24 protein-coding genes, 1 tRNA gene and 1 pseudogene are annotated in these 21,883 nt (G+C 30.6%); 11 read left to right on the top strand and 15 right to left on the bottom strand.

Annotated features, from left to right (window positions below; genetic code table 11):
* Window positions 1-20: 20 nt before the first annotated feature.
* The 8 genes from H0I27_RS01770 to H0I27_RS01735 all read right to left on the bottom strand — a co-directional run bounded on the left by H0I27_RS01770 (window position 21) and on the right by H0I27_RS01735 (window position 6,159).
* Window positions 21-1,178, bottom strand: a complete 1,158-nt coding sequence (locus H0I27_RS01770; protein WP_218732232.1) for a homogentisate 1,2-dioxygenase — start codon at window positions 1,176-1,178, stop codon at window positions 21-23.
* 251 nt (window positions 1,179-1,429) lie between these two features.
* Window positions 1,430-1,753, bottom strand: coding sequence for a hypothetical protein (locus tag H0I27_RS01765; RefSeq protein WP_218732231.1), 324 nt, complete (start codon window positions 1,751-1,753; stop codon window positions 1,430-1,432).
* A 114-nt stretch (window positions 1,754-1,867) separates the two neighbouring features.
* Entirely contained in the window at window positions 1,868-2,923 is a 1,056-nt protein-coding gene (locus H0I27_RS01760) for an NAD(P)/FAD-dependent oxidoreductase (RefSeq protein WP_218732230.1), read from the bottom strand.
* Between the two features lie 235 nt (window positions 2,924-3,158).
* Window positions 3,159-3,395: a NifU family protein gene (locus H0I27_RS01755; protein WP_218732229.1), complete on the bottom strand. Its 237-nt coding sequence runs from the start codon at window positions 3,393-3,395 to the stop codon at window positions 3,159-3,161.
* A 4-nt stretch (window positions 3,396-3,399) separates the two neighbouring features.
* Window positions 3,400-4,539 carry an Mrp/NBP35 family ATP-binding protein gene (locus tag H0I27_RS01750; protein WP_218732228.1) on the bottom strand — a complete coding sequence of 380 codons (1,140 nt, stop codon included), beginning with the start codon at window positions 4,537-4,539 and terminating at the stop codon, window positions 3,400-3,402.
* A 150-nt stretch (window positions 4,540-4,689) separates the two neighbouring features.
* Entirely contained in the window at window positions 4,690-5,022 is a 333-nt protein-coding gene (locus tag H0I27_RS01745) for an MGMT family protein (RefSeq protein WP_218732227.1), read from the bottom strand.
* Window positions 5,023-5,256: 234 nt separating this feature from the next.
* The gene (trmB, locus tag H0I27_RS01740) at window positions 5,257-5,928 is read right to left on the bottom strand and encodes a tRNA (guanosine(46)-N7)-methyltransferase TrmB (RefSeq protein WP_218732226.1); all 672 of its coding nucleotides are present in this window, start codon (window positions 5,926-5,928) and stop codon (window positions 5,257-5,259) included.
* Between the two features lie 9 nt (window positions 5,929-5,937).
* The gene (locus tag H0I27_RS01735) at window positions 5,938-6,159 is read right to left on the bottom strand and encodes a hypothetical protein (protein WP_218732225.1); all 222 of its coding nucleotides are present in this window, start codon (window positions 6,157-6,159) and stop codon (window positions 5,938-5,940) included.
* Between the two features lie 41 nt (window positions 6,160-6,200).
* Between H0I27_RS01735 and H0I27_RS17605 the strand changes: the two genes are divergently transcribed.
* Window positions 6,201-7,130 carry a DUF6427 family protein gene (locus H0I27_RS17605; RefSeq protein WP_254713122.1) on the top strand — a complete coding sequence of 310 codons (930 nt, stop codon included), beginning with the start codon at window positions 6,201-6,203 and terminating at the stop codon, window positions 7,128-7,130.
* On the opposite strand, the gene upp is transcribed toward H0I27_RS17605, so the two are convergent.
* Window positions 7,125-7,778 carry a uracil phosphoribosyltransferase gene (gene upp / locus H0I27_RS01725; RefSeq protein ID WP_218732223.1) on the bottom strand — a complete coding sequence of 218 codons (654 nt, stop codon included), beginning with the start codon at window positions 7,776-7,778 and terminating at the stop codon, window positions 7,125-7,127. The two genes, H0I27_RS17605 and upp, sit on opposite strands and share 6 nt — an antisense overlap.
* A gap of 65 nt (window positions 7,779-7,843) precedes the next feature.
* On the opposite strand from upp, the pseudogene H0I27_RS01720 reads away from it, so the two are divergent.
* The 8 genes and pseudogenes from H0I27_RS01720 to H0I27_RS01685 form a co-directional block, all read left to right on the top strand.
* Window positions 7,844-7,978: pseudogene (locus tag H0I27_RS01720) on the top strand (peptidoglycan-binding protein LysM); the annotation flags it as partial.
* A gap of 123 nt (window positions 7,979-8,101) precedes the next feature.
* Entirely contained in the window at window positions 8,102-8,989 is an 888-nt protein-coding gene (locus H0I27_RS01715; RefSeq protein ID WP_218733738.1) for a DMT family transporter, read from the top strand.
* Window positions 8,990-9,184: 195 nt separating this feature from the next.
* On the top strand, window positions 9,185-10,039 hold the full coding sequence (locus H0I27_RS01710; RefSeq protein ID WP_218733736.1) for a YicC family protein: 855 nt from the start codon (window positions 9,185-9,187) through the stop codon (window positions 10,037-10,039).
* A 93-nt stretch (window positions 10,040-10,132) separates the two neighbouring features.
* Complete coding sequence (gmk, locus tag H0I27_RS01705; protein WP_218732222.1) at window positions 10,133-10,714, top strand: guanylate kinase; 582 nt, start codon at window positions 10,133-10,135, stop codon at window positions 10,712-10,714.
* A 130-nt stretch (window positions 10,715-10,844) separates the two neighbouring features.
* The gene (gene nadD / locus H0I27_RS01700; RefSeq protein ID WP_218732221.1) at window positions 10,845-11,429 is read left to right on the top strand and encodes a nicotinate (nicotinamide) nucleotide adenylyltransferase; all 585 of its coding nucleotides are present in this window, start codon (window positions 10,845-10,847) and stop codon (window positions 11,427-11,429) included.
* A gap of 84 nt (window positions 11,430-11,513) precedes the next feature.
* Complete coding sequence (locus H0I27_RS01695) at window positions 11,514-12,380, top strand: M23 family metallopeptidase (RefSeq protein ID WP_218732220.1); 867 nt, start codon at window positions 11,514-11,516, stop codon at window positions 12,378-12,380.
* Window positions 12,380-13,879: a GH3 auxin-responsive promoter family protein gene (locus tag H0I27_RS01690; protein ID WP_218732219.1), complete on the top strand. Its 1,500-nt coding sequence runs from the start codon at window positions 12,380-12,382 to the stop codon at window positions 13,877-13,879. Before H0I27_RS01695 ends, H0I27_RS01690 begins: the two co-directional genes overlap by 1 nt.
* A gap of 204 nt (window positions 13,880-14,083) precedes the next feature.
* On the top strand, window positions 14,084-14,533 hold the full coding sequence (locus H0I27_RS01685; protein ID WP_218732218.1) for a 6-carboxytetrahydropterin synthase: 450 nt from the start codon (window positions 14,084-14,086) through the stop codon (window positions 14,531-14,533).
* A gap of 139 nt (window positions 14,534-14,672) precedes the next feature.
* Here the strand turns inward: H0I27_RS01685 and H0I27_RS01680 are convergent, their stop codons facing one another.
* From H0I27_RS01680 to H0I27_RS01665, 4 genes are all read right to left on the bottom strand, one after another.
* The gene (locus H0I27_RS01680; RefSeq protein ID WP_218732217.1) at window positions 14,673-14,939 is read right to left on the bottom strand and encodes a hypothetical protein; all 267 of its coding nucleotides are present in this window, start codon (window positions 14,937-14,939) and stop codon (window positions 14,673-14,675) included.
* 131 nt (window positions 14,940-15,070) lie between these two features.
* Window positions 15,071-15,700, bottom strand: a complete 630-nt coding sequence (gene pth / locus H0I27_RS01675; RefSeq protein WP_254712718.1) for an aminoacyl-tRNA hydrolase — start codon at window positions 15,698-15,700, stop codon at window positions 15,071-15,073.
* A gap of 114 nt (window positions 15,701-15,814) precedes the next feature.
* Window positions 15,815-16,417 (bottom strand): 50S ribosomal protein L25/general stress protein Ctc, encoded by a 603-nt coding sequence (locus H0I27_RS01670; protein WP_218732216.1) that lies wholly within the window; start codon window positions 16,415-16,417, stop codon window positions 15,815-15,817.
* A 19-nt stretch (window positions 16,418-16,436) separates the two neighbouring features.
* Complete coding sequence (locus tag H0I27_RS01665) at window positions 16,437-17,378, bottom strand: ribose-phosphate pyrophosphokinase (RefSeq protein WP_218732215.1); 942 nt, start codon at window positions 17,376-17,378, stop codon at window positions 16,437-16,439.
* 125 nt (window positions 17,379-17,503) lie between these two features.
* Here H0I27_RS01665 and H0I27_RS01660 point away from each other — a divergent pair.
* A tRNA-Leu gene (locus H0I27_RS01660) sits at window positions 17,504-17,585 on the top strand.
* A 112-nt stretch (window positions 17,586-17,697) separates the two neighbouring features.
* On the opposite strand, the gene H0I27_RS01655 is transcribed toward H0I27_RS01660, so the two are convergent.
* Entirely contained in the window at window positions 17,698-18,435 is a 738-nt protein-coding gene (locus H0I27_RS01655; protein WP_218732214.1) for a hypothetical protein, read from the bottom strand.
* Window positions 18,436-18,558: 123 nt separating this feature from the next.
* Between H0I27_RS01655 and H0I27_RS01650 the strand changes: the two genes are divergently transcribed.
* Window positions 18,559-18,762 carry a hypothetical protein gene (locus H0I27_RS01650; protein WP_218732213.1) on the top strand — a complete coding sequence of 68 codons (204 nt, stop codon included), beginning with the start codon at window positions 18,559-18,561 and terminating at the stop codon, window positions 18,760-18,762.
* 13 nt (window positions 18,763-18,775) lie between these two features.
* Here the strand turns inward: H0I27_RS01650 and H0I27_RS01645 are convergent, their stop codons facing one another.
* A complete protein-coding gene (locus H0I27_RS01645; RefSeq protein ID WP_218732212.1) occupies window positions 18,776-21,883 on the bottom strand; it encodes a type I restriction endonuclease subunit R in 3,108 nt (1,035 codons plus the stop codon).

Below are 21,883 nucleotides of genomic sequence, written 5' to 3'. Positions count from 1 at the left end.
TTCTTGTTTCTATTTTCTATTTACTCAAGCCACGATTTATAATACTCTTCATCGGCAATTTTCATTGCTTCTTCTGTAACCATTAAAGGTTTAAAGGTGTCTACCATAACTGCTAATTCTTCGGTTTTTGTTTTACCAATACTTTTCTCAGTAGTTCCTGGGTGTGGACCGTGAGGAATTCCGGCTGGATGCAAGGAAATATGCCCTTGATCGATGTCATTTCTACTCATAAAATCGCCATCTACATAGTATAAAACCTCGTCGGAATCTATATTACTGTGGTTATATGGTGCGGGAATCGAGTTTGGATGATAGTCGTACAAACGCGGCACAAAACTGCAAATTACAAAGGCATTTGTTTCAAATGTTTGATGCACAGGAGGCGGTTGATGGATACGTCCCGTAATTGGTTCGAAATCGTGAATTGAAAATGCATAAGGAAAATTATAACCGTCGTAACCCACTACATCAAAAGGATGTGAAGCATAAATCATTTCTATAATTTCTCCTTGTTTTTTTACTTTTATTAGGAAATCGCCTAATTCGTTATGCGTTTCTAATTCCTCGGGTCTTCTTAAATCTCGTTCACAAAAAGGTGAGTGTTCCAATAATTGACCGAAATAATTTCGATATCTTTTTGGCGTATACACTGGCGAGTAAGATTCTACGATAAAAAGTCTGTTGTTTTCATCATCAAAATCTAGTTTGTAAATAATTCCACGTGGAATTACCAAGTAATCACCGTATTTAAAGTTGATGTTACCAAGATGCGTTCTTAATTTTCCAGTTCCTTTATGAATAAAAATTACTTCATCTGCATCTGTATTTTTGTAAAAATAATCTGTGGTAGGTTTTTTTGGTGCTGATAAAATAATATTACAATCAGAATTTGTTAAAACAATTTTTCTACTTTCTAAATAGTCGTTTTCTGGCTGAACTTGAAATCCGCGAAAACGATACGATTGAATATTATTGGCTTTTGCAATTTTTGGTTTTACAGAATATTGTTTACCAATATGCTTAACCATGGTCGGCCTGTGCTCGTGATACGAATTGGTAGACATTCCGTCGAAACCAATAGTGCCAAACAATTGCTCGTAATACAAACTGCCGTCTTTTTTACGAAATTGAGTGTGTCTTTTGGGTGGAATTTTCCCTAGCTTATGATAAAAAGGCATAATTTTAATGTATTAAATGATTAAAAAAATGAATAGATGAATAAAACCTACATAGTTCTTTAAATAAAAATTTAGGTTTTAATTGAGAGATTCTGAAACAAGTTCAGAATGACAGTAAACTATCATCACTCTGGATTGCGTTTTATGAAGAATTTTAGATATGCAAGTAAACCTGAAAACATCTCAATCGATTTCGTTGTTCAACAAATATAACAAAAGATTGTTAGAAGATTGATTTACAGAATTAAAAACTACAATCTTAAAAAATCTTGAAAAGGAGTAAATGCTATTAAAAGGATTAAAATACATGCTAATACAGTAACCAAAGAAGACGTTTTTCTTTCTGCTATTTTAAAACTAACATCTGTACTATTAGATTGTAGTAAAATATCGTTTGATTGATATAATGGATGGTCTAATTTACTTTTTGTGGAATTATTTTTTGGAATCTTTTGATAATAAAAGAATAAAAATGAAATTACTACAAATGAACCAAAACTAAACATTAATAAATCATATGCAGTTAAAACCCTATCGAAAAAAGGAAAAAAAGGTAATATATTAAGGCTATACATCGTTTATAATTTTAACTAATATAAACAAAAAAAACAAAAGACCCTTTAGGTTTCAAAAACCTGAAGGGTCTTTTATAATAAGATTATAAAACTAAGTTAAGAATTACAAGTTAATTACTCAATCTTTTTAACTACAGCTTTTGGCGCTTCTTTTTTAGATCCGTCAAAACCTTCCACACCACCAACTGTTGTGTATTTCATTACATATTTTTTATCTGGAAAAATACGTTGATACGCACTCTGACACATTAAAGTAGCTTCGTGAAAACCACATAAAATCAACTTTAATTTTCCTGGATAGGTATTTACATCTCCAATGGCATAAATACCTGGAATATTGGTTTGGTAATCTAAAGCGTTGTTTACTTTAATAGCATTTTTTTCTATTTCTAATCCCCAATTTGCAATTGGACCTAGTTTTGGAGACAAACCAAATAATGGAATAAAATGATCTGCTTCAATGATAAAAGGTTCTTCTCCTTTTTTAACAACAGAAACTCCGGTTACTTTATCTGCTCCCTCAATTCCTTTAACTTCTGCAGGTGTTATCATGGTAATTTTACCAGCATCTTTTAACTCTTGTACTTTGTCTACAGAATCTAAAGCACCTCTAAATTCGTTTCTTCTGTGAATTAAAGTTACAGATGAAGCTACGTCTGTTAAAAATATTGACCAATCTAATGCAGAATCTCCTCCTCCAGAAATGACTACTTTTTTATCTCTATAAAACTCCGGATCGCGAATAATATATTCTACTCCTTTATCTTCGAAATCTGTAATATTAGGAATTGGCGGTTTTCTTGGCTCAAAAGAACCTAAACCACCTGCAATTGCTACTATTTTTGCATGATGCTTTGTACCTTTGTTAGTGGTTACTATAAAAGTTCCATCTTCTTGCTTATCTATTGTTTCTGCGCGTTCACCTAATGTAAAACCTGGTTCAAATTGTTTAATTTGCTCCATTAATTTATCAGTTAAATCGCCTGCTAAAATTTCTGGATATGCTGGAATATCATAAATAGGTTTCTTAGGATAAATCTCCGAACATTGCCCGCCTGCTTGCGGCAATGCATCTATTAAATGACAACGTAATTTTAATAAACCTGCTTCAAAAACAGTAAAAAGTCCGGTTGGACCTGCACCAATAATTAAGATATCTGTAGTAATCACTTTTTTATTATTTTGTCTTTACAAAGAACGAAGCAATCTCTACATAAATAGATTGATTGCTTCGTTCTTTATAATAATGCTACTTTATTTATTTATCCTAATGAGCGCGTTAGGGATTGCAATGACATCCTTTTTATTTCTTTTCTGAAATAAAAAGATACAATGTAAAGCCCGACCTTTAGGTAACGCCCAAAATTATAGTATTTCAAATATCTAAAAACTGATTAAAATCAGTTTACGCAACATTTATTACTTCTGTAATTTGTGGCGCATACTTTTTTATAGTTGCTTCAACGCCATTTTTTAAGGTCATTTGATTTACAGAACAACCTGTACATGCGCCTTCTAGCTGAACATTAACAATATTATCTTCTATAGATAAAAGTTTAATATTACCACCATCACTCACTAAAAAAGGGCGAATTTCTTCTAATGCTTTTTCTACATTATTTAATGTTTCTTGTGCTGTCATATGCTTATTTTTTCACTGAACTACAACCACTCATTGTTGTAATTCTAACAACTTCTGTTGGTGGTAAATCTGCGTTTCTTTTTAATAATTCTGCAACCATTTCTTTAGTAATATCATTAAATGATTTTTCTAAAATAGTTCCGTTTTGTAAAGCTACCGGATGACCAACATCTCCTGCTTCTCTAATACTTTGTACTAAAGGAATTTCTCCTAAAAACTTAGTTTTAATGTCTTCTGCTAAATTTTTAGCACCGTCTTTACCAAAAATATAATACTTGTTATCTGGCAATTCTTCTGGTGTAAAATACGCCATATTTTCAATGATTCCTAAAACAGGTACATTAATGTTTTCTTGTTGAAACATTGCAACTCCTTTTTTAGCATCTGCCAACGCAATATTTTGTGGTGTACTTACTACAACTGCTCCGTTAATTGGTAAAGCTTGCACAATTGATAAATGCACATCCCCTGTTCCTGGAGGTAAATCGATTAAAAGAAAGTCTAACTCGCCCCAATTACCATCAAAAATTAATTGATTTAATGCTTTTGACGCCATTGGTCCACGCCAAATTACTGCTTGGTTTGGATCTATAAAAAAGCCTAATGATAATAATTTTACACCATAGTTTTCTACAGGCTCCATTTTAGATCTACCGTCTATATTTACAGAAAGTGGTCTTGCTTTTTCTACATCGAACATGATGTGTTGTGACGGACCGTAAACATCGGCATCTAAAACACCTACTTTAAAGCCCATTTTAGCTAAAGAAATTGCTGTATTTGCGGTAATTGTAGATTTACCAACACCACCTTTACCAGATGCAATTGCAATAATATTTTTAATATTAGGTATTGCTTTTCCCTTAATTTGATTCGGATTTACTTTTTCTGCTGGCTTTTCTACTTTTACGTTAACTTTTACAATAATTTGCTCGTCAACATTGGTTTGAATTGCTTTGGTTATTTCCGTTTCAATTTTCTTTTTAGCTTGTAAAGTTGGGTTGCTAATGGTAACATCTACCTCTACTTCATTACCAAAAGTAACAACGTTAGTTACATTATTGTTTTCTATTAAACTTTTACCTTCTCCGGGAGCGGTAATTGTTTCTAATGCCTTGTATATATCTTGTTTCTTAAAACTCACGTTTTCTTATATTTAATCTTACTTGCAAAGATACGTCTTACTGCTCAGAAAAGAAAGTTTGTAGATTGCGATTATTTATGAATTGATAGGTTGAAATTATAGACACAAATTGCACTAATACTTTTGTAATTGTTTGATAATTTAAGAAAACTAAGACAACTCTTCCATAGGATTCCAAAATACTTTTTCTAAATCTTGAATTTGGTTTTCGATTACAATAATCCCTTCGCTTTCTAGTAATTGCTGCATAAGGTTTGTACCATCAAAATGATGTTTGCCAGTAAGCAATCCTTTTCTATTGACAACTCTATGTGTAGGAACATCGTCTAAATTATGCGCTTTATTCATTGCCCAACCTACCATTCTTGCAGATCTTGCTGCTCCTAAATACGTTGCAATTGCTCCGTAACTGGTAACTTTACCAAAAGGAATTAGACGAGCTACTTGGTAAACTTTATCAAAAAAATTATCGGATTCTTTCACGTTGTGAAGATAATATTATTACAGAGAATTTAAAGAGGTAAAGATATACATTATCAACAGTAATGTTATGAGATTCCTCAATCGCATAAAAAGGCTCATTTCGGAATGACAATAGAGCGTTTTAATGAGTGTTCAAAAAAAAACTAGTACTCATTAAAATGAATACTAGTTTTTTATTATATCTAATAACTCCTTCAATCACCTAAAAAGGTTCATTTTCAGAATTACAAAAAATTAATATTTTAATCGAAACTTAATATAAGTAATAGGTTTATCTACTTCTAAATATTGTTTTTCGTAAAAAGTTTGTGTTTCTGTAACTTCTTTTGGAGCGCCTTCATTTTTATACACGGTATGGTTTGCATATAAAATTTCGTGTCCTTCTCCATGTAACAGCCCTAAAGTATAACCATGCATAAATTCAGAATCTGTTTTTAGATTCATAATTCCTTCTGCATTAAGAATATGATGGTATTTTTTCATAAAACTAGAATTTGTCATTCTATGTTTTGTACGCTGAAATTTTATTTGAGGATCTGGGAACGTAATCCAAATTTCTGAAACTTCATTTTCGGCAAAAATAAAATCGACCAACTCTATTTGAGTTCTCACAAAAGCTACATTATCTAGATTTTCTTCTATTGCAGTTTTTGCTCCTCTCCAAAAGCGAGCGCCTTTAATATCTATACCAATATAATTTTTATTTGGATTTTTTCTAGCCAAAGCAATGGTATACTCTCCTTTACCACACCCCAACTCTACAACAATAGGATTGTTGTTACCAAAAAAAGAATGCCATTTACCTTTATGAGAGAAATCTGTTACAACTTCTTCTCTAGTTGGCTGAATGACATTTTTAAACGTTTCATTTTCCTTGAAACGTTTCAGTTTGTTTTTGCTTCCCAAATTATTCTTTTAAGCTTTATCTTCTGTTCCTTCTCTCTTAAACTTAAGAGCTTGTCCCATCCAATATGCGAATAAACATAATAGAACTAATAAAAATCCCCAATTAACGGCATTAGAAATCCACCAACCAAAATCTGCATGTGCTACACTTAAACGTAACCAATGGAATGGCGTAAATAATAAATCGGTAAATAAACTACCAATCCATCTAAAAATATTGCTTGCTATCATAACTTAATTATCTTTACGCTGCAAAAATAACAAAAGAAACGATGCTAGCCAATTTTTTAGAGAAATCTAAACCAATCAATTTTATAGTCTATTTTGGACTCTTTTTTTGCTTCTTTATAATTACTGTTTTTTCTAACTTGTTAACGGATAATTTCACTTGGCTAAAAGCTATGGAAAACATCTCTTTTTTAGGACTCTTTTTAATTGTTTTTTTCTTCTACAATTTTATCGTCTCTAAAAATAAATTAACATTTGACCACTCTTATGCATTCTTTATTTTTATATTAACAAGTATTCTTTTTACCCCCAAGCTACTCGAGCTTAAAGCCTTGTTAACATTAATAATTTACCTTCTTTTTTTAAGAAAAATATACAGTTTACGTTCCTATAAAAAGTTAATTCAGAAATTATTTGATAGTGGCTTTTGGTTAGGTATTCTTTTTATCTTAGAACCTTTTACCTTGTTTTTTTTCGTTCTAATTTACGCCTCTATTTTATTGAGAAAAAAAGTTTCTTTTCACACTTTACTAACTCCAATTATTGGGTTTATTTCTCCCTTAATTGTTTATTTTTCGTACTTATTTTGGCATGATTCTAATGTAGAGTTTCAACAATTTTTTGCCTTTAATAATATAAATAATGTATTTATTTATACAAAAGACACCACACTATGGATTTTTGGAACAGTACTTCTGCTAGCTGTTAGTTCTATATTCTTAAAATCGCCGAAAGCATTATCTGTAAATAATTCTTTTAAAAAAAGTTGGATTGTTTTAATTATCAACACAATTATCGCAGTTGTTTTTGCTTTAATGATTACTGAAAAAAATGGAACTGAAATTGTTTATTTTTTGATTCCTGCATCTATAATTATAGCAAACGGTTTTGAAGTAATTGAAAAGATGATTGTTAAAAACATACTATCAGGATTACTTTTAATAGGTACAGTAATCACATATTTCTTACTATAATTTAGTCCCAAAAGCTAAATCGCCAGCATCACCTAAACCAGGAACTATATATCCTTTACTATTTAACTCATCATCTATTGCTGCGATCCATAAATGTGTGTTTTCTGGAAATTTATCTTTTATAAACTCGATTCCTTCTTTAGAAGCAATAACTACTAAAATATGAATTTCTGCAGGAGTTCCTTGTTTTTTTATTGCCTCATAAACAGACACTAAAGATTGTCCTGTTGCTAACATAGGATCTAACAACAATAATGTTTTGTTTTCAATTGATGGAGCTGCAAAATACTCTACTACAATTTCAGATTTAGCATCATTGTTTGGATGATGACGGTACGCAGAAATAAAAGCATTTTCGGCATCATCAAAATAGTTTAACACACCTTGATGCAAAGGTAAACCAGCTCTTAAAATTGAACATAAAACAACATCGTTATCAAATAATTGTTCTGTTTTTTCACCTAAAGGAGTTTCAATAGAAACATTTTTATAAGAAAGGTTTTTACTTAATTCATAACCTAAAACCTCACCAATTCTTTCAATATTCCTTCTAAAACGAAGTGAATCTTTCTGAATGTTAACATCTCTAATTTCTGCAATAAATTTATTAAGAATAGAATTTCCTTCTTGTAAATGGTGAATAATCATTGTAAATAATTTTTGAACAACAAATGTAAAGCAATTGTATAAAATTGTATCTTGCATCTACACAAAAGATTAACAAAAAACTAAAAAATGGGAATGCAATGAAATACCCTGTAATTTTTGAAGCAAACAAACCCATGTTATCGCATCTAGATAAAATATACCCTGGTCAGGTATTAAGAATACCGACTTTAGTAGACTAATTAAAAATCAACCAACCAAATTAGAAGAGTTTCAACATATAATTTGAAACTCTTTTTTTGTGCCTTAAACTAAAAATTATCCTCAACTTTGCAAGCTAATTTTAGAATTCTATTTTTTTGAAAATAAATCAAAGAACAATCGCATTAATTGCAGTTTCTATAGCTACCGTAATTTATGGACTTAATTACACTATTGCTAAAGAGGTAATGCCTACTTATGTAAAACCTTTTGGCTTTATAGCAATACGAGTAATGGGTGCAACATTAATTTTTTGGCTTCTAGGATTTTTTGTTAAATCACAGAAAATAGATAAATCAGATTATAAAAATATTGTATTGGCTTCCTTTTTTGGTGTTGGTTTAAATATGCTTTCCTTTTTTAAAGGATTAAATTTAACAACACCTATTAGCGCATCTGTAATGATGGTAACTTCACCAATTATGGTGTTAATTTTTTCTAGCCTATTATTACGAAAAGCTATCGGAAAACAAAAAATATTAGGAGTAATTATTGGTTTAGTAGGTACCATTTTACTTATTATGTATGGTAATTCATCTAACACAAATGCAACAAATAGTAATTGGGGCAACTTTTTGGTATTTGTTAACGCAGCTTCTTATGGATTGTATTTAGTAATCTCTAAAAATTTGATTTCAAAATACCATCCAATTGTATTTGTTAAATGGCTGTATTTAATTGGATTGCTTTTTACAGTTCCTTTTGGATACCGAGAATTAACAGAAGTTGCTTGGCAAGCAATACCCCCTAATATTTATTGGAATATTGGCTTTGTAATTGTCTTTACCACTTGTATTACCTATCTTTTTAATTTATATGGTTTATCAAAATTAAAACCAACAACGGTTAGTGTTTTTATTTATTTACAACCTGTAATTGCAACTATTTACGCTCTTATAGTTGGTAGTGACTCTTTAAACCTTATAAAAATTGGCGCAACAATACTTATTTTTTGCGGTGTATATTTAGTAACCAGACAAGTAGAAAAATAGATGCTAATTAAAACCAATAAAACAGGCTTCGTTCGTTCAAATTAGTGAAATTTATCTGCATAAAAATTAGTACGAATCTGTATAATATGTGTCTTTATCATTTTCAATGATTTACAAGTGCATTCCCTTAAAAATTCTGTGAAATAAAAACTATATTTGCCCCTCATCTAAAATGTTGATTTTATGATTCAATCTATGACTGGTTATGGCAAGTCTGTATTACAATTACCTACTAAAAAAGTAACCATAGAAATTAAATCTTTAAACAGTAAAAACCTCGATTTAAACGTTCGCATTCCTTCTTATTATAAAGAGAAAGAATTAGCCGTTCGTAAAAAACTAGCCAGCTCTTTGGTTCGTGGTAAAGTAGATTTTTCAATTTTTGTAGAAATGACTGCAGATGAAACTTCTACAACTATTAATCACGGAGTGGTAAAGGAATATATGCAACAACTAAGAAATGTTGTACAAACCGGAACTTCTGATGATGTTGAATTATTGAAAATGGCAGTAAGAATGCCAGACGCATTAAAAACAGAACGTGAAGAGTTAGATGAAAACGAATGGAACCTTATCAACGAAAGTGTAGATATTGCTATTAAAGATATTGTACAATATAGAATTGATGAAGCTGCTTCTTTAGAAATAGATTTTAAAGAAAGAATTGCTAATATTAAAACCTATCTAGAAGAAGTAAAATCTTTAGATGGAGATAGAGTAGAAAACGTAAAAACACGTTTAAAAAAGGCTATTGACGATTTAAAAGTAGATACTGATGAAAATCGTTTTGAACAAGAATTGATTTACTATCTAGAAAAATTAGATATCAATGAAGAGAAAGTTCGTTTAGCAAATCACTTAGATTATTTCTTACAAACAATGGAGTCTGAAGATTCTAACGGTAAAAAATTAGGATTTATTGTTCAAGAAATGGGACGAGAAATAAACACCACTGGTTCTAAAGCTAATTTTGCACCAATGCAAAAAGCTGTGATTCAAATGAAAAACGAGCTAGAACAAATTAAAGAACAAATTTTAAACGTATTGTAAGCTTTTCTGCAAGGTTTATAAAACCAAGGAACTATTACAATATTCTAATTACAAGATGCTAAAGCAAGTTTAGCATGACAAATAATAAAATATATGTCAGATTTTAAAGGAAAATTATTCGTCTTTTCTGCACCTTCTGGTTCAGGTAAAACAACCATTGTACGTCATTTATTAAAGCAAGAAAGATTTAACCTAGAGTTTTCTATTTCTGCTACTTCTAGAGCACCAAGAGGAGAAGAAAAAGATGGTGAAGACTATTATTTTATCGACCTAAAAGAGTTTAAAAATAAAATTAAAGGCGATGAATTTTTAGAATGGGAAGAAGTTTATAGAGACAACTTCTACGGAACTTTAAAAAGTGAAATTGAGCGTATTTGGGCCTTAAAAAAACATGTTATTTTTGATATTGATGTAGTTGGTGGATTGCGTATTAAAAAGAAATATCCAAACGAAACATTGTCTGTTTTTGTAAAACCACCAAGTGTAGATGAATTAAAAATTCGTTTAAAAAAACGCTCTACAGAAAGTGAAGACAAAATAAACATGCGTATCGCAAAAGCTTCTGTAGAATTAGCAACCGCACCGCAGTTTGATAAAATTATAAAAAACTACATTTTAGAAGATGCTTTGCAAGAAGCAGAAGATTTAATGAGTAATTTTTTAGAATTGAACTAAGAGACAAGACTGAAAAGGAAACAGAGGTAAAAAGAAACAAGAGTCAAGATTAAATAGAGAATAAAGAAAAAGTAATTTTATTAAACATAAAACAATCTTGCTTCTTGAATCTAAAATCTTTAAAAAGAATATGAGTAAAATAGGTTTATATTTTGGCACGTTTAACCCAATGCATATTGGGCATTTAATTATTGCCAATCACATGGTAGAAAATTCAGATTTAGATGAAATCTGGATGGTTGTTACACCTCACAATCCGTTTAAGAAGAAAAGCTCTTTGCTAGATAATCATGAGCGTTTTGAAATGATATATAGAGCAACCGCAAATTACCAAAAAATTAAACCTTCAGATATTGAGTTTCATTTACCGCAACCTAATTATACCGTTCATACGTTAGTACACGTCTCTGACATGTACCCAAACAAAGAATTCTGTTTAATTATGGGGGAAGACAATCTAAAAAGTTTACATAAATGGAAAAATTATGAAACTATTTTAGAACATCATCACATTTATGTCTACCCTAGAATTGCTGATGGTACTATGGATGATCAATTTAAAAATCATGCTAAAATTCATAAAGTAGAAGCTCCTATTGTACAAATATCTTCTACCATGATAAGAAAGGCTATAAAGAACAAAAAAAATACGCAACCATTATTACCTAAAGAGGTTTGGGAATACATAGATGAAATGAACTTTTACAATTCATAATTAAAATATATTTATATCGCTCTTACACATAATATACTCTATGAGCGTTTCGTTGTATATTTGTTAAACATCAAATAAATATTTGTGGCTAAAAAAGATAAAAAAAAGGGAAAACTTAAACAAAAACTAACTGATAAATACAGATTGGTCGTTTTAAATGAAGACACTTTTGAAGAACGTTTTTCATTAAAACTATCAAGATTAAATGTATATGTTTTGGGTGGTTTTTTTTCTATATTATTAATAGCTAGTACCATTTTATTAATTGCATTTACCCCTTTAAAAGAATATATACCAGGCTACTCTTCTACTGCTTTAAAAAGAAAGGCAGCAAATTTAACTTTTGAAGCAGATTCTTTAAAAATTAAATTAGCAGTTTTAGAAAACTACACAAAAGCATTAAGACCTGTATTAACAGGAGAAATTCAACCAGAAAGTATAGATTCTATACAAGCAGAAGCAAGACATCGTTTTATAGACGAGAGTGAATTAGCTGCCACAAAAGAAGATTCTTTATTTAGAGAAAAGGTAGAAAGTGAAACGCTATTTTCTATCGAACAAAATGCAAAAAGCAATGTTAAGGTGGTCTTTTTTGCCCCTTTAAACGGTACAATATCTCAAATTTTTGATGCCACTTCTAAACACTTTGCTGTAGATATTACCGCAAAAAGCGGAACACCAATTAAAGCAACTGCAGATGGTACTGTTATTTTTTCTGGATGGACCACAGAAACAGGCTACGTTATCATTTTAAAACATGCTAAAGATTATATTTCTGTTTATAAACATAACGGAAACTTATTAAAAGAACAAGGAGACTTTGTAAAATCTGGTGAAGTAATTGCCACCATAGGATCTACTGGAGAATTAACTACAGGACCACATTTACATTTTGAACTTTGGAGCGGTGGTTATGCCGTAAACCCAACAAATTTTATAGATTTTAAATAATGAGCATTAAATCATTTTTTGCGATTCCGTTTGCTAAAATTGCAACAAAAAAAGTTTATAAATGGGCGAATACCCCACATAAAACACAAGAAAAAGTTTTTAAAAACTTAATTTCTAAAGGAAGTAAAACCGCTTTTGGAAAAGATCATAATTTTGATACTATTTCTAATTATGAAGATTTTAAAAAACAAGTTAAAGTTACAGATTACGAAGGTTTAAGACCTTACGTAGATAGAATTGTAGCCGGAGAATCTGATGTACTTTGGACAGGTAAACCATTATACTTTGCCAAAACTTCTGGCACAACATCTGGCGCAAAATATATACCGATCACCAAAGATTCTATGCCTACACATATTAAGGCAGCTAGAAATGCCTTGTTATTTTATATCAAAGAAAAAAACGATGCAAGTTTTGTGGATGGAAAAATGATCTTCTTACAAGGAAGTCCTGTTTTAAATGATAAAAACGGTGTAAAGTTGGGTAGATTAAGCGGAATTGTAGCGCATTATGTACCTCAATACTTACTAAAAAATAGGTTACCAAGTTGGGAAACCAACTGTATAGAAGATTGGGACACCAAAGTAAATGCCATTGTAGAAGAAACCATTAATGAAGACATGTCTGTAATTAGCGGAATTCCTTCTTGGGTACAAATGTATTTTGAAAAACTGATTGAAAAAACTGGGAAATCAGTTTCAGAACTGTTCCCTAATTTTAATTTCTTTATTTATGGAGGTGTTAACTTTGAGCCTTATAAGAATAAGTTTGAAAGTTTAATTGGTAAAAAAATCGATTATATAGAATTGTATCCAGCATCGGAAGGCTTTATTGCGTATCAAGATTCTCAGACAGAAAAAGGAATGTTGTTGCAATTAGATTCTGGTATGTTTTACGAGTTTATTCCTGCGGATGAATTTTTTAATGAAAATCCAACAAGAATTTCTTTAAAGGATGTAAAAATGGGTGTTAATTATGCCATCATTTTAAACACAACAGCGGGTCTTTGGGGTTATAATATTGGTGATACTGTCGAGTTTACATCAACAAAACCTTATCGAATAAAAGTTACCGGTAGAATAAAACATTTTATATCCGCCTTTGGCGAACACGTTATTGGTAAAGAAGTAGAAAAAGCTTTAAACGATTCTATTAAAGGCACCAACATAAATATTAGTGAGTTTACAGTAGCACCGCAAGTAAGTCCAGATAGTGGATTACCGTATCATGAATGGTTTATAGAATTTGAAAATGAACCAGAAAACCTAGAGGAATTTGCTTCTAAAATTGATGCATCTATGCAGGCTCAAAATATTTATTATATCGATTTAATTGAAGGAAAAGTTTTACGCCCTTTAATAGTTAGAAAAGTAAAAAAAGGTGGTTTTCATGAATATATGAAATCTATTGGTAAATTTGGAGGACAAAATAAGATTCCGCAATTATCTGATAACAGAAAAATTGCAGATGTTTTAAATAATTTTATAATTAAAGAGTAACAAAATACACACAATATGGGAGGAGATTTTTTATTTTTAGGATTGGCAATAGCTTTGGTTATTGTATACTTTTACAACAAGTTTAGAAACAGAAGATAATTAGAATGCTTTATCCTTTCGAACAACGAATGAAAAGAAATCTTAAATGAATTATATTTCTAAATTGTTCTTCATTTCGAAATGACAAACTAATAAAAAACACAAATGAGTACAATTAGAATTACAAAACAATTTAGCTTTGAAACAGGGCACGCTTTATATGGTTATGACGGTAAATGCAAGAATGTTCACGGACATTCTTACAAACTTTCTGTAACAGTTTCTGGAAAACCAATTGAGGACAATAACAATGTAAAATTTGGAATGGTCATTGACTTTGGTGACCTAAAAAAAATAGTTAACGAAGAAATTGTAGATATTTTTGACCATGCAACTGTGTTTAATAAAAACACACCTCATGTAGATTTGGCGAAGGAATTAATGGATAGAGGACATCATGTTTTGTTGGTAGACTACCAACCAACAAGCGAAATGATGGTGATTGATTTTGCCGAAAAAATTAAAAATAGGTTGCCAAAAAACATCAAATTACACGCTATAAAGTTACAAGAAACAGATTCTAGCTTTGCGGAATGGTATGCTAGTGAAAATTAAATACTTTAATTTTATACTAAAAAAGAGCCAATATTAATTTATAATATTGGCTCTTTCTACTTTAGTAAATTTAATTCACTACATGACGTTACAAGAATTGCTGTAATAAATTAGACTGATAAAAATTTAATTGAAGTTTTCATTTTATAATTTGTTTTCTATTATTTTCAGGTAATCTATCAATTTCTAGCGTGTCTGAAATTGGTTTATCGAATTGATATATTCTTAATTGTCTTGTGTTCAGTTCGAGTATTTTTTTCAATCCGTTTAGGTCAGTCTGAACATCCATTTCCATTTGTCGAAAAGATAAGTTTTTGAATTCAGTTCCGCTTTGAGTTTTTAAATCCGTTTTCCACCACTCAATGACTTCGTTTGGCACAAACTTGTGAATGAAAATTACATTCAATTCTTTATCAAAAAGTTCCCAATTTTCTTCGTTAGAATTAATTTAAAATGTTAGTTCTTTCATTATTTAAAAACTGGGTTCAACTAATAATAAAGTAATACAAATAAAGTTTTAACTCAATAAAGAAAATATTACTTACCATTAAAAGTATTCATGGTATTATTTAAACCTGCGGTACCAAAAGAAGTAATTACTTTAGCAGATGTTGGTAAACGCTCTATTAATTCGCTGGTTTCTTCTTTTTTCCACTCACCAAGTACATAATCTACCTGTCTACCTCTACCATAATTACCACCTACTCCAAATCTAAAACGAGCATATTGCTGGGTATTTAATTTTTCTTGAATATCTTTTAATCCGTTATGTCCTCCTGCAGATCCTTTTGCTTTTACACGAATTACTCCAAAATCTATATTTACATCATCTGTAACTACTAAAATATTTTCTACAGATATATTTTCTTTATCCATCCAATATTTTACAGCTTTACCACTTAAATTCATAAAAGTACTTGGTTTAAGCAAAACAAACGTTCTTCCTTTAAATCGGAAGTTAGCTACATCTCCAAGCTTTTCAGTTTCAAAAGTAGCACTGTGCTCTTCTGCAACCTCATCTAAAATTTTAAACCCAATATTATGACGCGTATTTGTGTATTGTTCACCAATATTCCCTAATCCAACAATTAAAAATTTCTTCATCAACTCTTCTTTAGATTCAACTTTAATACCAAATATTTCAGAAAAAAAGTTTGTAAAATTCATTCTTCAAAAATAAGAAGAATTAAATAAATTTAGATTGCCTAACTATAATTATAAGCGCAAAAAAAAGCGCTACAGATTTGTAACGCTTTTTGTAATTTATGTGTGCAAAATAATTTATTCTGCAGCAGCTTCTGTAACTTCTTCTTCATCTTCATCGTCTGCAGAAACAGTAGCATTACGAGATGTTCTTACTTGAACAACAACTGTATTGTCTGGGTGCATAAATGTATATCCTTCAGTTGCTAATGATGTTACTGTTAATTTATTTCCAATTTTTAATTTAGAAATATCTGCAGATACAAAATCTGGCAAGTTAGCAGGTAAAGCTTTTACTCTTAATTTACGGTTTGTAAAACGTAAAGAACCACCATTTAATACTCCTGGAGAAGTACCAGTTAATTGTACAGGAATCTTCATTGTAATTTCTTTATCATCAAATAATTGATAAAAATCTACATGAATAATTTTGTCTGTTACCGGGTGAAACTGAATGTCTTGTAAAATTGCTGGTATTTTTTGTCCATCAATATCTAAACTTGCTGTATACACATTTGGAGTGAATACCAACTTTTTAAACGCTTTTTCTTCTGCTGAAAAATGTATTGGGTTTTCTCCTCCGTATATAACGCAAGGAACCATACCAGCATTACGTAAGGCTTTAGTAGCTACTTTACCTACGCTTTCTCTTTTTGATCCTTTAATTGAAATTGATTTCATTACTTTTTGTATTATTTATTTACATTAAAAATTGTCCACTAATTGAAGTATTGTCTTGCACTTTATGCATAACATCCGCAAATAATGGCGCGCAAGATACCACTTTTATTTTAGATGTCTCCTTTTTTAACGGAATAGTGTCTGAAACAATCAATTCTGTTAATCCTGAGTTTTCTATTTTATCATAAGCGCCACCAGAAAGGATTGGATGTGTACAAATTGCTCTTACACTTAATGCGCCTCTTTCCATCATTAAATTTGCTGCATGTGCTAACGTTCCCCCAGTATCAATCATGTCATCTACTAAGATTACATTTCTACCTTTAACGTCTCCAATTAACTCCATATGACCAATTTGATTGGCTTTAATACGTTGTTTATAACAAATAACAACATCACATTGCATGTGCTTAGAATACGCATACGCTCTTTTAGAACCTCCCATATCTGGAGATGCAATTGTTAAATTATCTAATTTTAAGCTATTAATGTAAGGCATAAAAATAGTAGAAGCAAACAAGTGGTCTACTGGTTTTTCGAAAAACCCTTGAATTTGGTCTGCATGTAAATCCATCGTCATAATTCTAGTTGCTCCAGCAGATTCTAAAAGCTTTGCAACTAATTTTGCTCCAATAGCAACTCTAGGTTGATCTTTTCTATCTTGTCTAGCCCAACCAAAATACGGCATAACTGCTGTAATGTGTCTTGCTGATGCTCTTTTTGCTGCATCACACATTAACAACATTTCCATTAAATTATCTGCATTCGGAAATGTAGAACCAATAATAAAAACACGTCTTCCACGAACAGATTCTTCAAATGCTGGCTGAAATTCTCCGTCACTAAAGTAAGTTGTTTTAACTTTTCCTAAGGTTGTATTGTATTCTTTTGCAATTTTCTCTGCCAAAACTGTGCTTTGTCTGCAGGCAAAAAGTTTTGGGGCTAACTGATTTGTAGGCATTTAGTTGTTTTTTTTTGTTGTGTTGTTGTAAGTGTACAAAAGTAGAATTTATTTATTGACTTTGAAATTTATTTATAGACTTTAAAATAAAATAATTTTATACATTTGCAATCTTATTAATACTTGCTCAAGTGGCGGAATTGGTAGACGCGCTGGATTCAAAATCCAGTTCTTTCGGGAGTGTGGGTTCGATTCCCACCTTGAGTACAAAAAAACCCTGTTAATCACTTGATTTACAGGGTTTTATCTTTTTAAGAGTAACGCAATAGTAACACAAACAATCTTACAAAGGTTAAAAAAGGAAAGAAAAAACATTTTTTTAATTTTCAACTAAAGGGTCTAATTCATTTGCTTTTTTAGTTGCCCACTTGATGTAATCTAAGTCACTTTGTTCTTTGTACTCGCTAAGACTATACTTTTTTTCAAGAGCTTTAATATAAAAACGAATTTCATTTGCTTTTTTATAATTTGATGCATTTTGAAGAAGAAGTTCAACTTTTTTATCTTCAACTTCAACCAACCTTTCTCTCTCCTGCTCTAACAATTTTTCTTGTTCTCTTTTCCTTTCTGCTATTTTATTACTTTCATCAATTTCATAGTAATATTTACTTTTCTTTTCTATGTGTTCAAATATTGACTGAATATCATCTTCAATTTTTTTAGTCTTTTTATCAATCCAACCTTTTCTATAAGAATATCCAACTTGAAATTCTAAGTCTTCACTTTTGACAAATACATTATGAGAAAAACTATACCCTTCTTCTTTTACTCTTTTTCTGTAAAATTTTTGCCTTAAATTAAATTCAGTTAACTGACCATACATTTCTATTTGAGACCTATTACAATCAATCTTGATAGAATGATTATTCTTTTCTAAAAGACTCAAAAGTTCATTCATAAAATTAAACGCTCTGTTTCTTAATTTAGGCTCTACAGATATTGATAAATTCCTTCCCTTATAACTATGTCTTTCCCCCCAAGTTTTTACGTTTTCTGAATCTAACTTATTTAATTCATTTTTGGTTTTTATAATTAAGGGGTGTAATATTTTTGACACAATATTTTTTTTTAAAAATTAACGCTTATTTATATAGCAATAAAAAAACAAAAAGATATTTTTTATAGACTCTAACTTATATAGATATTTTAATTTAAACTTAGGAATTATAAACAAAAACTCATGTTAATAGCAGAAGATATTTACAAAATAGCGAAAGAATTACCCATTAAAGAATTTATAAGACTAAATGATTTATTAATAAACGATTTGAATAAATCTCAAATGGATATTGAATTAAAAAAACCTTTATCAAAACCTATAAAAAAATATTCAAAAGAATACTATATGAAAAAACTTATTGCTAAAAAGAAACTCACAATCTAAATTTCTAATGAATTTAAACATGACCTCCAACACCTTTAAATTTCTCTACGAACGCAGCAATCTTTTGAAAAACACTTTGCTTTTTAGTTAAGTACTGTGGATTTAAAGGACTCATTTTAGGTAAAATTGAATTTAACTCCGTACCGTTTTCACTGGCATACTCACGTTTTAAAGAAGATGTAATATAGCGTTCTGCTTCTTCCTTATTAAGGTTTTCATCTTCTATTAATACTTTAGCTTCTGTTTTTTGCTTTTTTTGTGCGTATTCAAAGAACGCATCTATTATAGTTGCTTTATCTGAAATATCATCCAAGTTAGTATCATGGATAAAATCTACAACTAAACTTTCTTTTGCTCTGTTGCCTATACTTGCACGAATTACACGTCTGATTTCTTCTACTAATTCTTCTTTATTCTTCGTTTGCTTACTGTGATCAAAAATTAATTCCAAAATATAATCTAAGTTAATCTCTTGTGATTTTAACAAGTCTATTTCAAAAACCACATCATCCCAATCGATACCAGATTCTTCTGCTTCGTTTCCTTGTTTTTCTCGTCGTAACCAATCACGAATATCATTATATGTGGAGCGGTAATCTTGAATGGTTCTTTCAGCAGGTAATTCTATGCCTTTCATTACTGAAATATCTTCATCTGAAACAAAGTGCGTGTCTTTAAACGTTTCGACAGCTATAGGATCGTTTATGTCTACAGATTGAAAAGCTTTCAGGTTTGTGAATTCGTCGTAATTTTGAAGTATATTTTCTACACGTAAATATTCTCCAAACAGTTTAGAAAATTCTTTTTTATCCTTTTCTGTTACAATTTCATCTGGATTAGGGAATTTTTCATTTAATTCTTCTATCACTTCCACATAACCCCTGCGTGCTTTTCCTGTGGCAATATCTGTAAAGCCTTCTAAGTATTCTTTATAGCTTTTTTCCAACACCACATCTCTTGTGTTGCTATCACCAAAAAGTGTAATAGCATCAATTGTGGCTTGTTCTAAATCTCTAAAAGTTACAATATTTCCAAACGTTTTAGTAGCATCATAAATACGGTTGGTACGTGAAAACGCTTGCATTAAACCGTGATAACGTAAATTTTTATCTACAAATAAGGTGTTTAAAGTAGGTGCGTCAAAACCTGTTAAGAACATCCCTACTACAATTAATAAATCGACTTCTTTATTTTTAACTTTTTTTGCAAGATCACGGTAATAGTCTTGAAAGCCTTTGCTATCAATACCATAATTCATTTTAAACATTGCGTTATAATCGTTAATAGCAGCTGATAAAAACTCTTTAGCACTGGTATCCATTGCTGTAGGCTCAAAGGTTTCATCTTGTATTTCTCCTATTGCCCCCTGTTCTTCATTGGCTGCAAAGGAAAAGATGGTTGCTATCTTTAAAGGCTTCTCACTATCTTTTTGAAGCTTGTTTAACTCTTCATAATAACATTTTGCGGCATCTACACTACTTACTGCAAACATGGCGTTAAAACCGTTATTAGTTCCTTTTGTACGATGTGTCTTTTGTCTGAAATGTTTTAAAACGTATTGCGAAATCTCCGTAATACGCACAGGGTGTAATAAGGCTCTTTTATTTTCTGCTCCTGATAGTTTTTTTAAGTCTTGCTCTGTTTCAACCCCTTTAAACTTAGGGCGCACATTATTATAATCTACTTTAAACTTTAGTACTTTTTCATCTCTAATTGCGTCTGTAATAACGTAAGAATGTAGTTCTGTACCAAATACGCTTTGGGTAGTTTCTGAACCTAAAGCATTTTCAGGAAAAATAGGTGTTCCTGTAAAACCAAACTGATAGAACTTTTTAAACTTCTTTTTTAAGTTTTTTTGTGCTTCACCAAATTGCGAGCGGTGTGCTTCATCAAAAATAAAGACGACTTGTTTTTTATAAATAGCTAAATCATTTTCACCTTTCATTAAATTATTCAATTTCTGAATGGTGGTTACAATAATCTTATTATCGGTTTTATCTATATTTCTTTTTAGTCCTGCTGTACTATCTGAACCGTTTACACTATCTGGCGAAAAGCGTTGGTATTCTTTCATGGTTTGAAAATCTAAATCTTTTCTATCGACCACAAAAAATACTTTATCTACAAAATCTAATTTGGTAGCTAAACGTGCTGCCTTAAAACTGGTTAGTGTTTTACCAGAACCTGTGGTATGCCAAATAAAACCACCGCTTTCTGTTGTTGCCCAATTTTTAGCATTAAAAGAACTTTGTATTTTCCATAAAATACGTTCTGTTGCTGCTATTTGATACGGTCGCATTACCAACAATACATCACTAACATCAAACACAGAATAGGTCAATAATACGTTTAAAAGCGTTCTTTTATCAAAAAAAGTGGTTGTAAAGTCTTTTAAATCTTTAATTAATGAATTATCTGCCTTTGCCCAATTCATTGTAAAATCGAAACTGTTTTTATTACGTTCTACGGTATTGGCAAAATAACGGCTATCTGTACCGTTAGATATTACAAATATTTGCAAGAATTTAAACAATGAGTTTGACGTATTAAAACTCTCTTTGGTGTAGCGATGTACTTGATTAAAAGCTTCACGAATAGCCACACCACGTTTTTTAAGCTCTATTTGCACTAAAGGCAAACCGTTTACTAAAATAGTAACATCATACCGATTGGCTTGTGTACCTGTTTGCTCGAACTGAGAAATAACCTGTAATTTATTACGAACCACATTCTTTTTATCTACTAAATAGATGTTTTGAATATGTCCATCATCAAATACAAAATCGTGAATATAATTATCGTGTAATTTCCTGGTTTTATCTACTAGGTTATCGCTTGGTTTATCTAAATACTCTATTACAAAACGCTCCCATTCTTTATCTGTAAACTGCATAGCATTCAGATTTTGCAATTGTACACGCACATTAGCCAACATAGCGGTTGGTGTGGTTAAGTGTTGCACATACTCATAGCCTTGATTGATTAAATCTTTTACGAGTTCTTTCTCTAAATCTGCCTCTGTTTGGTAACTTGCAGGTGCTTCATTTAGTTCTGAAAACTTAGTGTACTTGTCTAAGACAATAAAGTTATTGGATTCTGCTATGGTTTTGTAGGTACTCAT

This window comes from Polaribacter sp. HaHaR_3_91, assembly GCF_019278525.1.
Lineage (GTDB): Bacteria > Bacteroidota > Bacteroidia > Flavobacteriales > Flavobacteriaceae > Polaribacter.
This window is presented reverse-complemented; position numbering and strand designations above follow the sequence as displayed.

Excerpts from the sequence above, each read along its gene's own strand:
- H0I27_RS01770 (WP_218732232.1), bottom strand. The coding sequence starts at position 1,178 with ATGCCTTTTTATCATAAGCTAGGGAAAATTCCACCCAAAAGACACACT.
- H0I27_RS01765 (WP_218732231.1), bottom strand. The coding sequence starts at position 1,753 with ATGTATAGCCTTAATATATTACCTTTTTTTCCTTTTTTCGATAGGGTT.
- H0I27_RS01755 (WP_218732229.1), bottom strand. The coding sequence starts at position 3,395 with ATGACAGCACAAGAAACATTAAATAATGTAGAAAAAGCATTAGAAGAA.
- H0I27_RS01735 (WP_218732225.1), bottom strand. The coding sequence starts at position 6,159 with ATGATAGCAAGCAATATTTTTAGATGGATTGGTAGTTTATTTACCGAT.
- H0I27_RS17605 (WP_254713122.1), top strand. The coding sequence starts at position 6,201 with ATGCTAGCCAATTTTTTAGAGAAATCTAAACCAATCAATTTTATAGTC.
- upp (WP_218732223.1), bottom strand. The coding sequence starts at position 7,778 with ATGATTATTCACCATTTACAAGAAGGAAATTCTATTCTTAATAAATTT.
- H0I27_RS01710 (WP_218733736.1), top strand. The coding sequence starts at position 9,185 with ATGACTGGTTATGGCAAGTCTGTATTACAATTACCTACTAAAAAAGTA.
- gmk (WP_218732222.1), top strand. The coding sequence starts at position 10,133 with ATGTCAGATTTTAAAGGAAAATTATTCGTCTTTTCTGCACCTTCTGGT.
- nadD (WP_218732221.1), top strand. The coding sequence starts at position 10,845 with ATGAGTAAAATAGGTTTATATTTTGGCACGTTTAACCCAATGCATATT.
- H0I27_RS01690 (WP_218732219.1), top strand. The coding sequence starts at position 12,380 with ATGAGCATTAAATCATTTTTTGCGATTCCGTTTGCTAAAATTGCAACA.
- H0I27_RS01685 (WP_218732218.1), top strand. The coding sequence starts at position 14,084 with ATGAGTACAATTAGAATTACAAAACAATTTAGCTTTGAAACAGGGCAC.
- pth (WP_254712718.1), bottom strand. The coding sequence starts at position 15,700 with ATGAATTTTACAAACTTTTTTTCTGAAATATTTGGTATTAAAGTTGAA.
- H0I27_RS01670 (WP_218732216.1), bottom strand. The coding sequence starts at position 16,417 with ATGAAATCAATTTCAATTAAAGGATCAAAAAGAGAAAGCGTAGGTAAA.
- H0I27_RS01665 (WP_218732215.1), bottom strand. The coding sequence starts at position 17,378 with ATGCCTACAAATCAGTTAGCCCCAAAACTTTTTGCCTGCAGACAAAGC.
- H0I27_RS01650 (WP_218732213.1), top strand. The coding sequence starts at position 18,559 with ATGTTAATAGCAGAAGATATTTACAAAATAGCGAAAGAATTACCCATT.
- H0I27_RS01645 (WP_218732212.1), bottom strand. The coding sequence starts at position 21,883 with ATGAGTACCTACAAAACCATAGCAGAATCCAATAACTTTATTGTCTTA.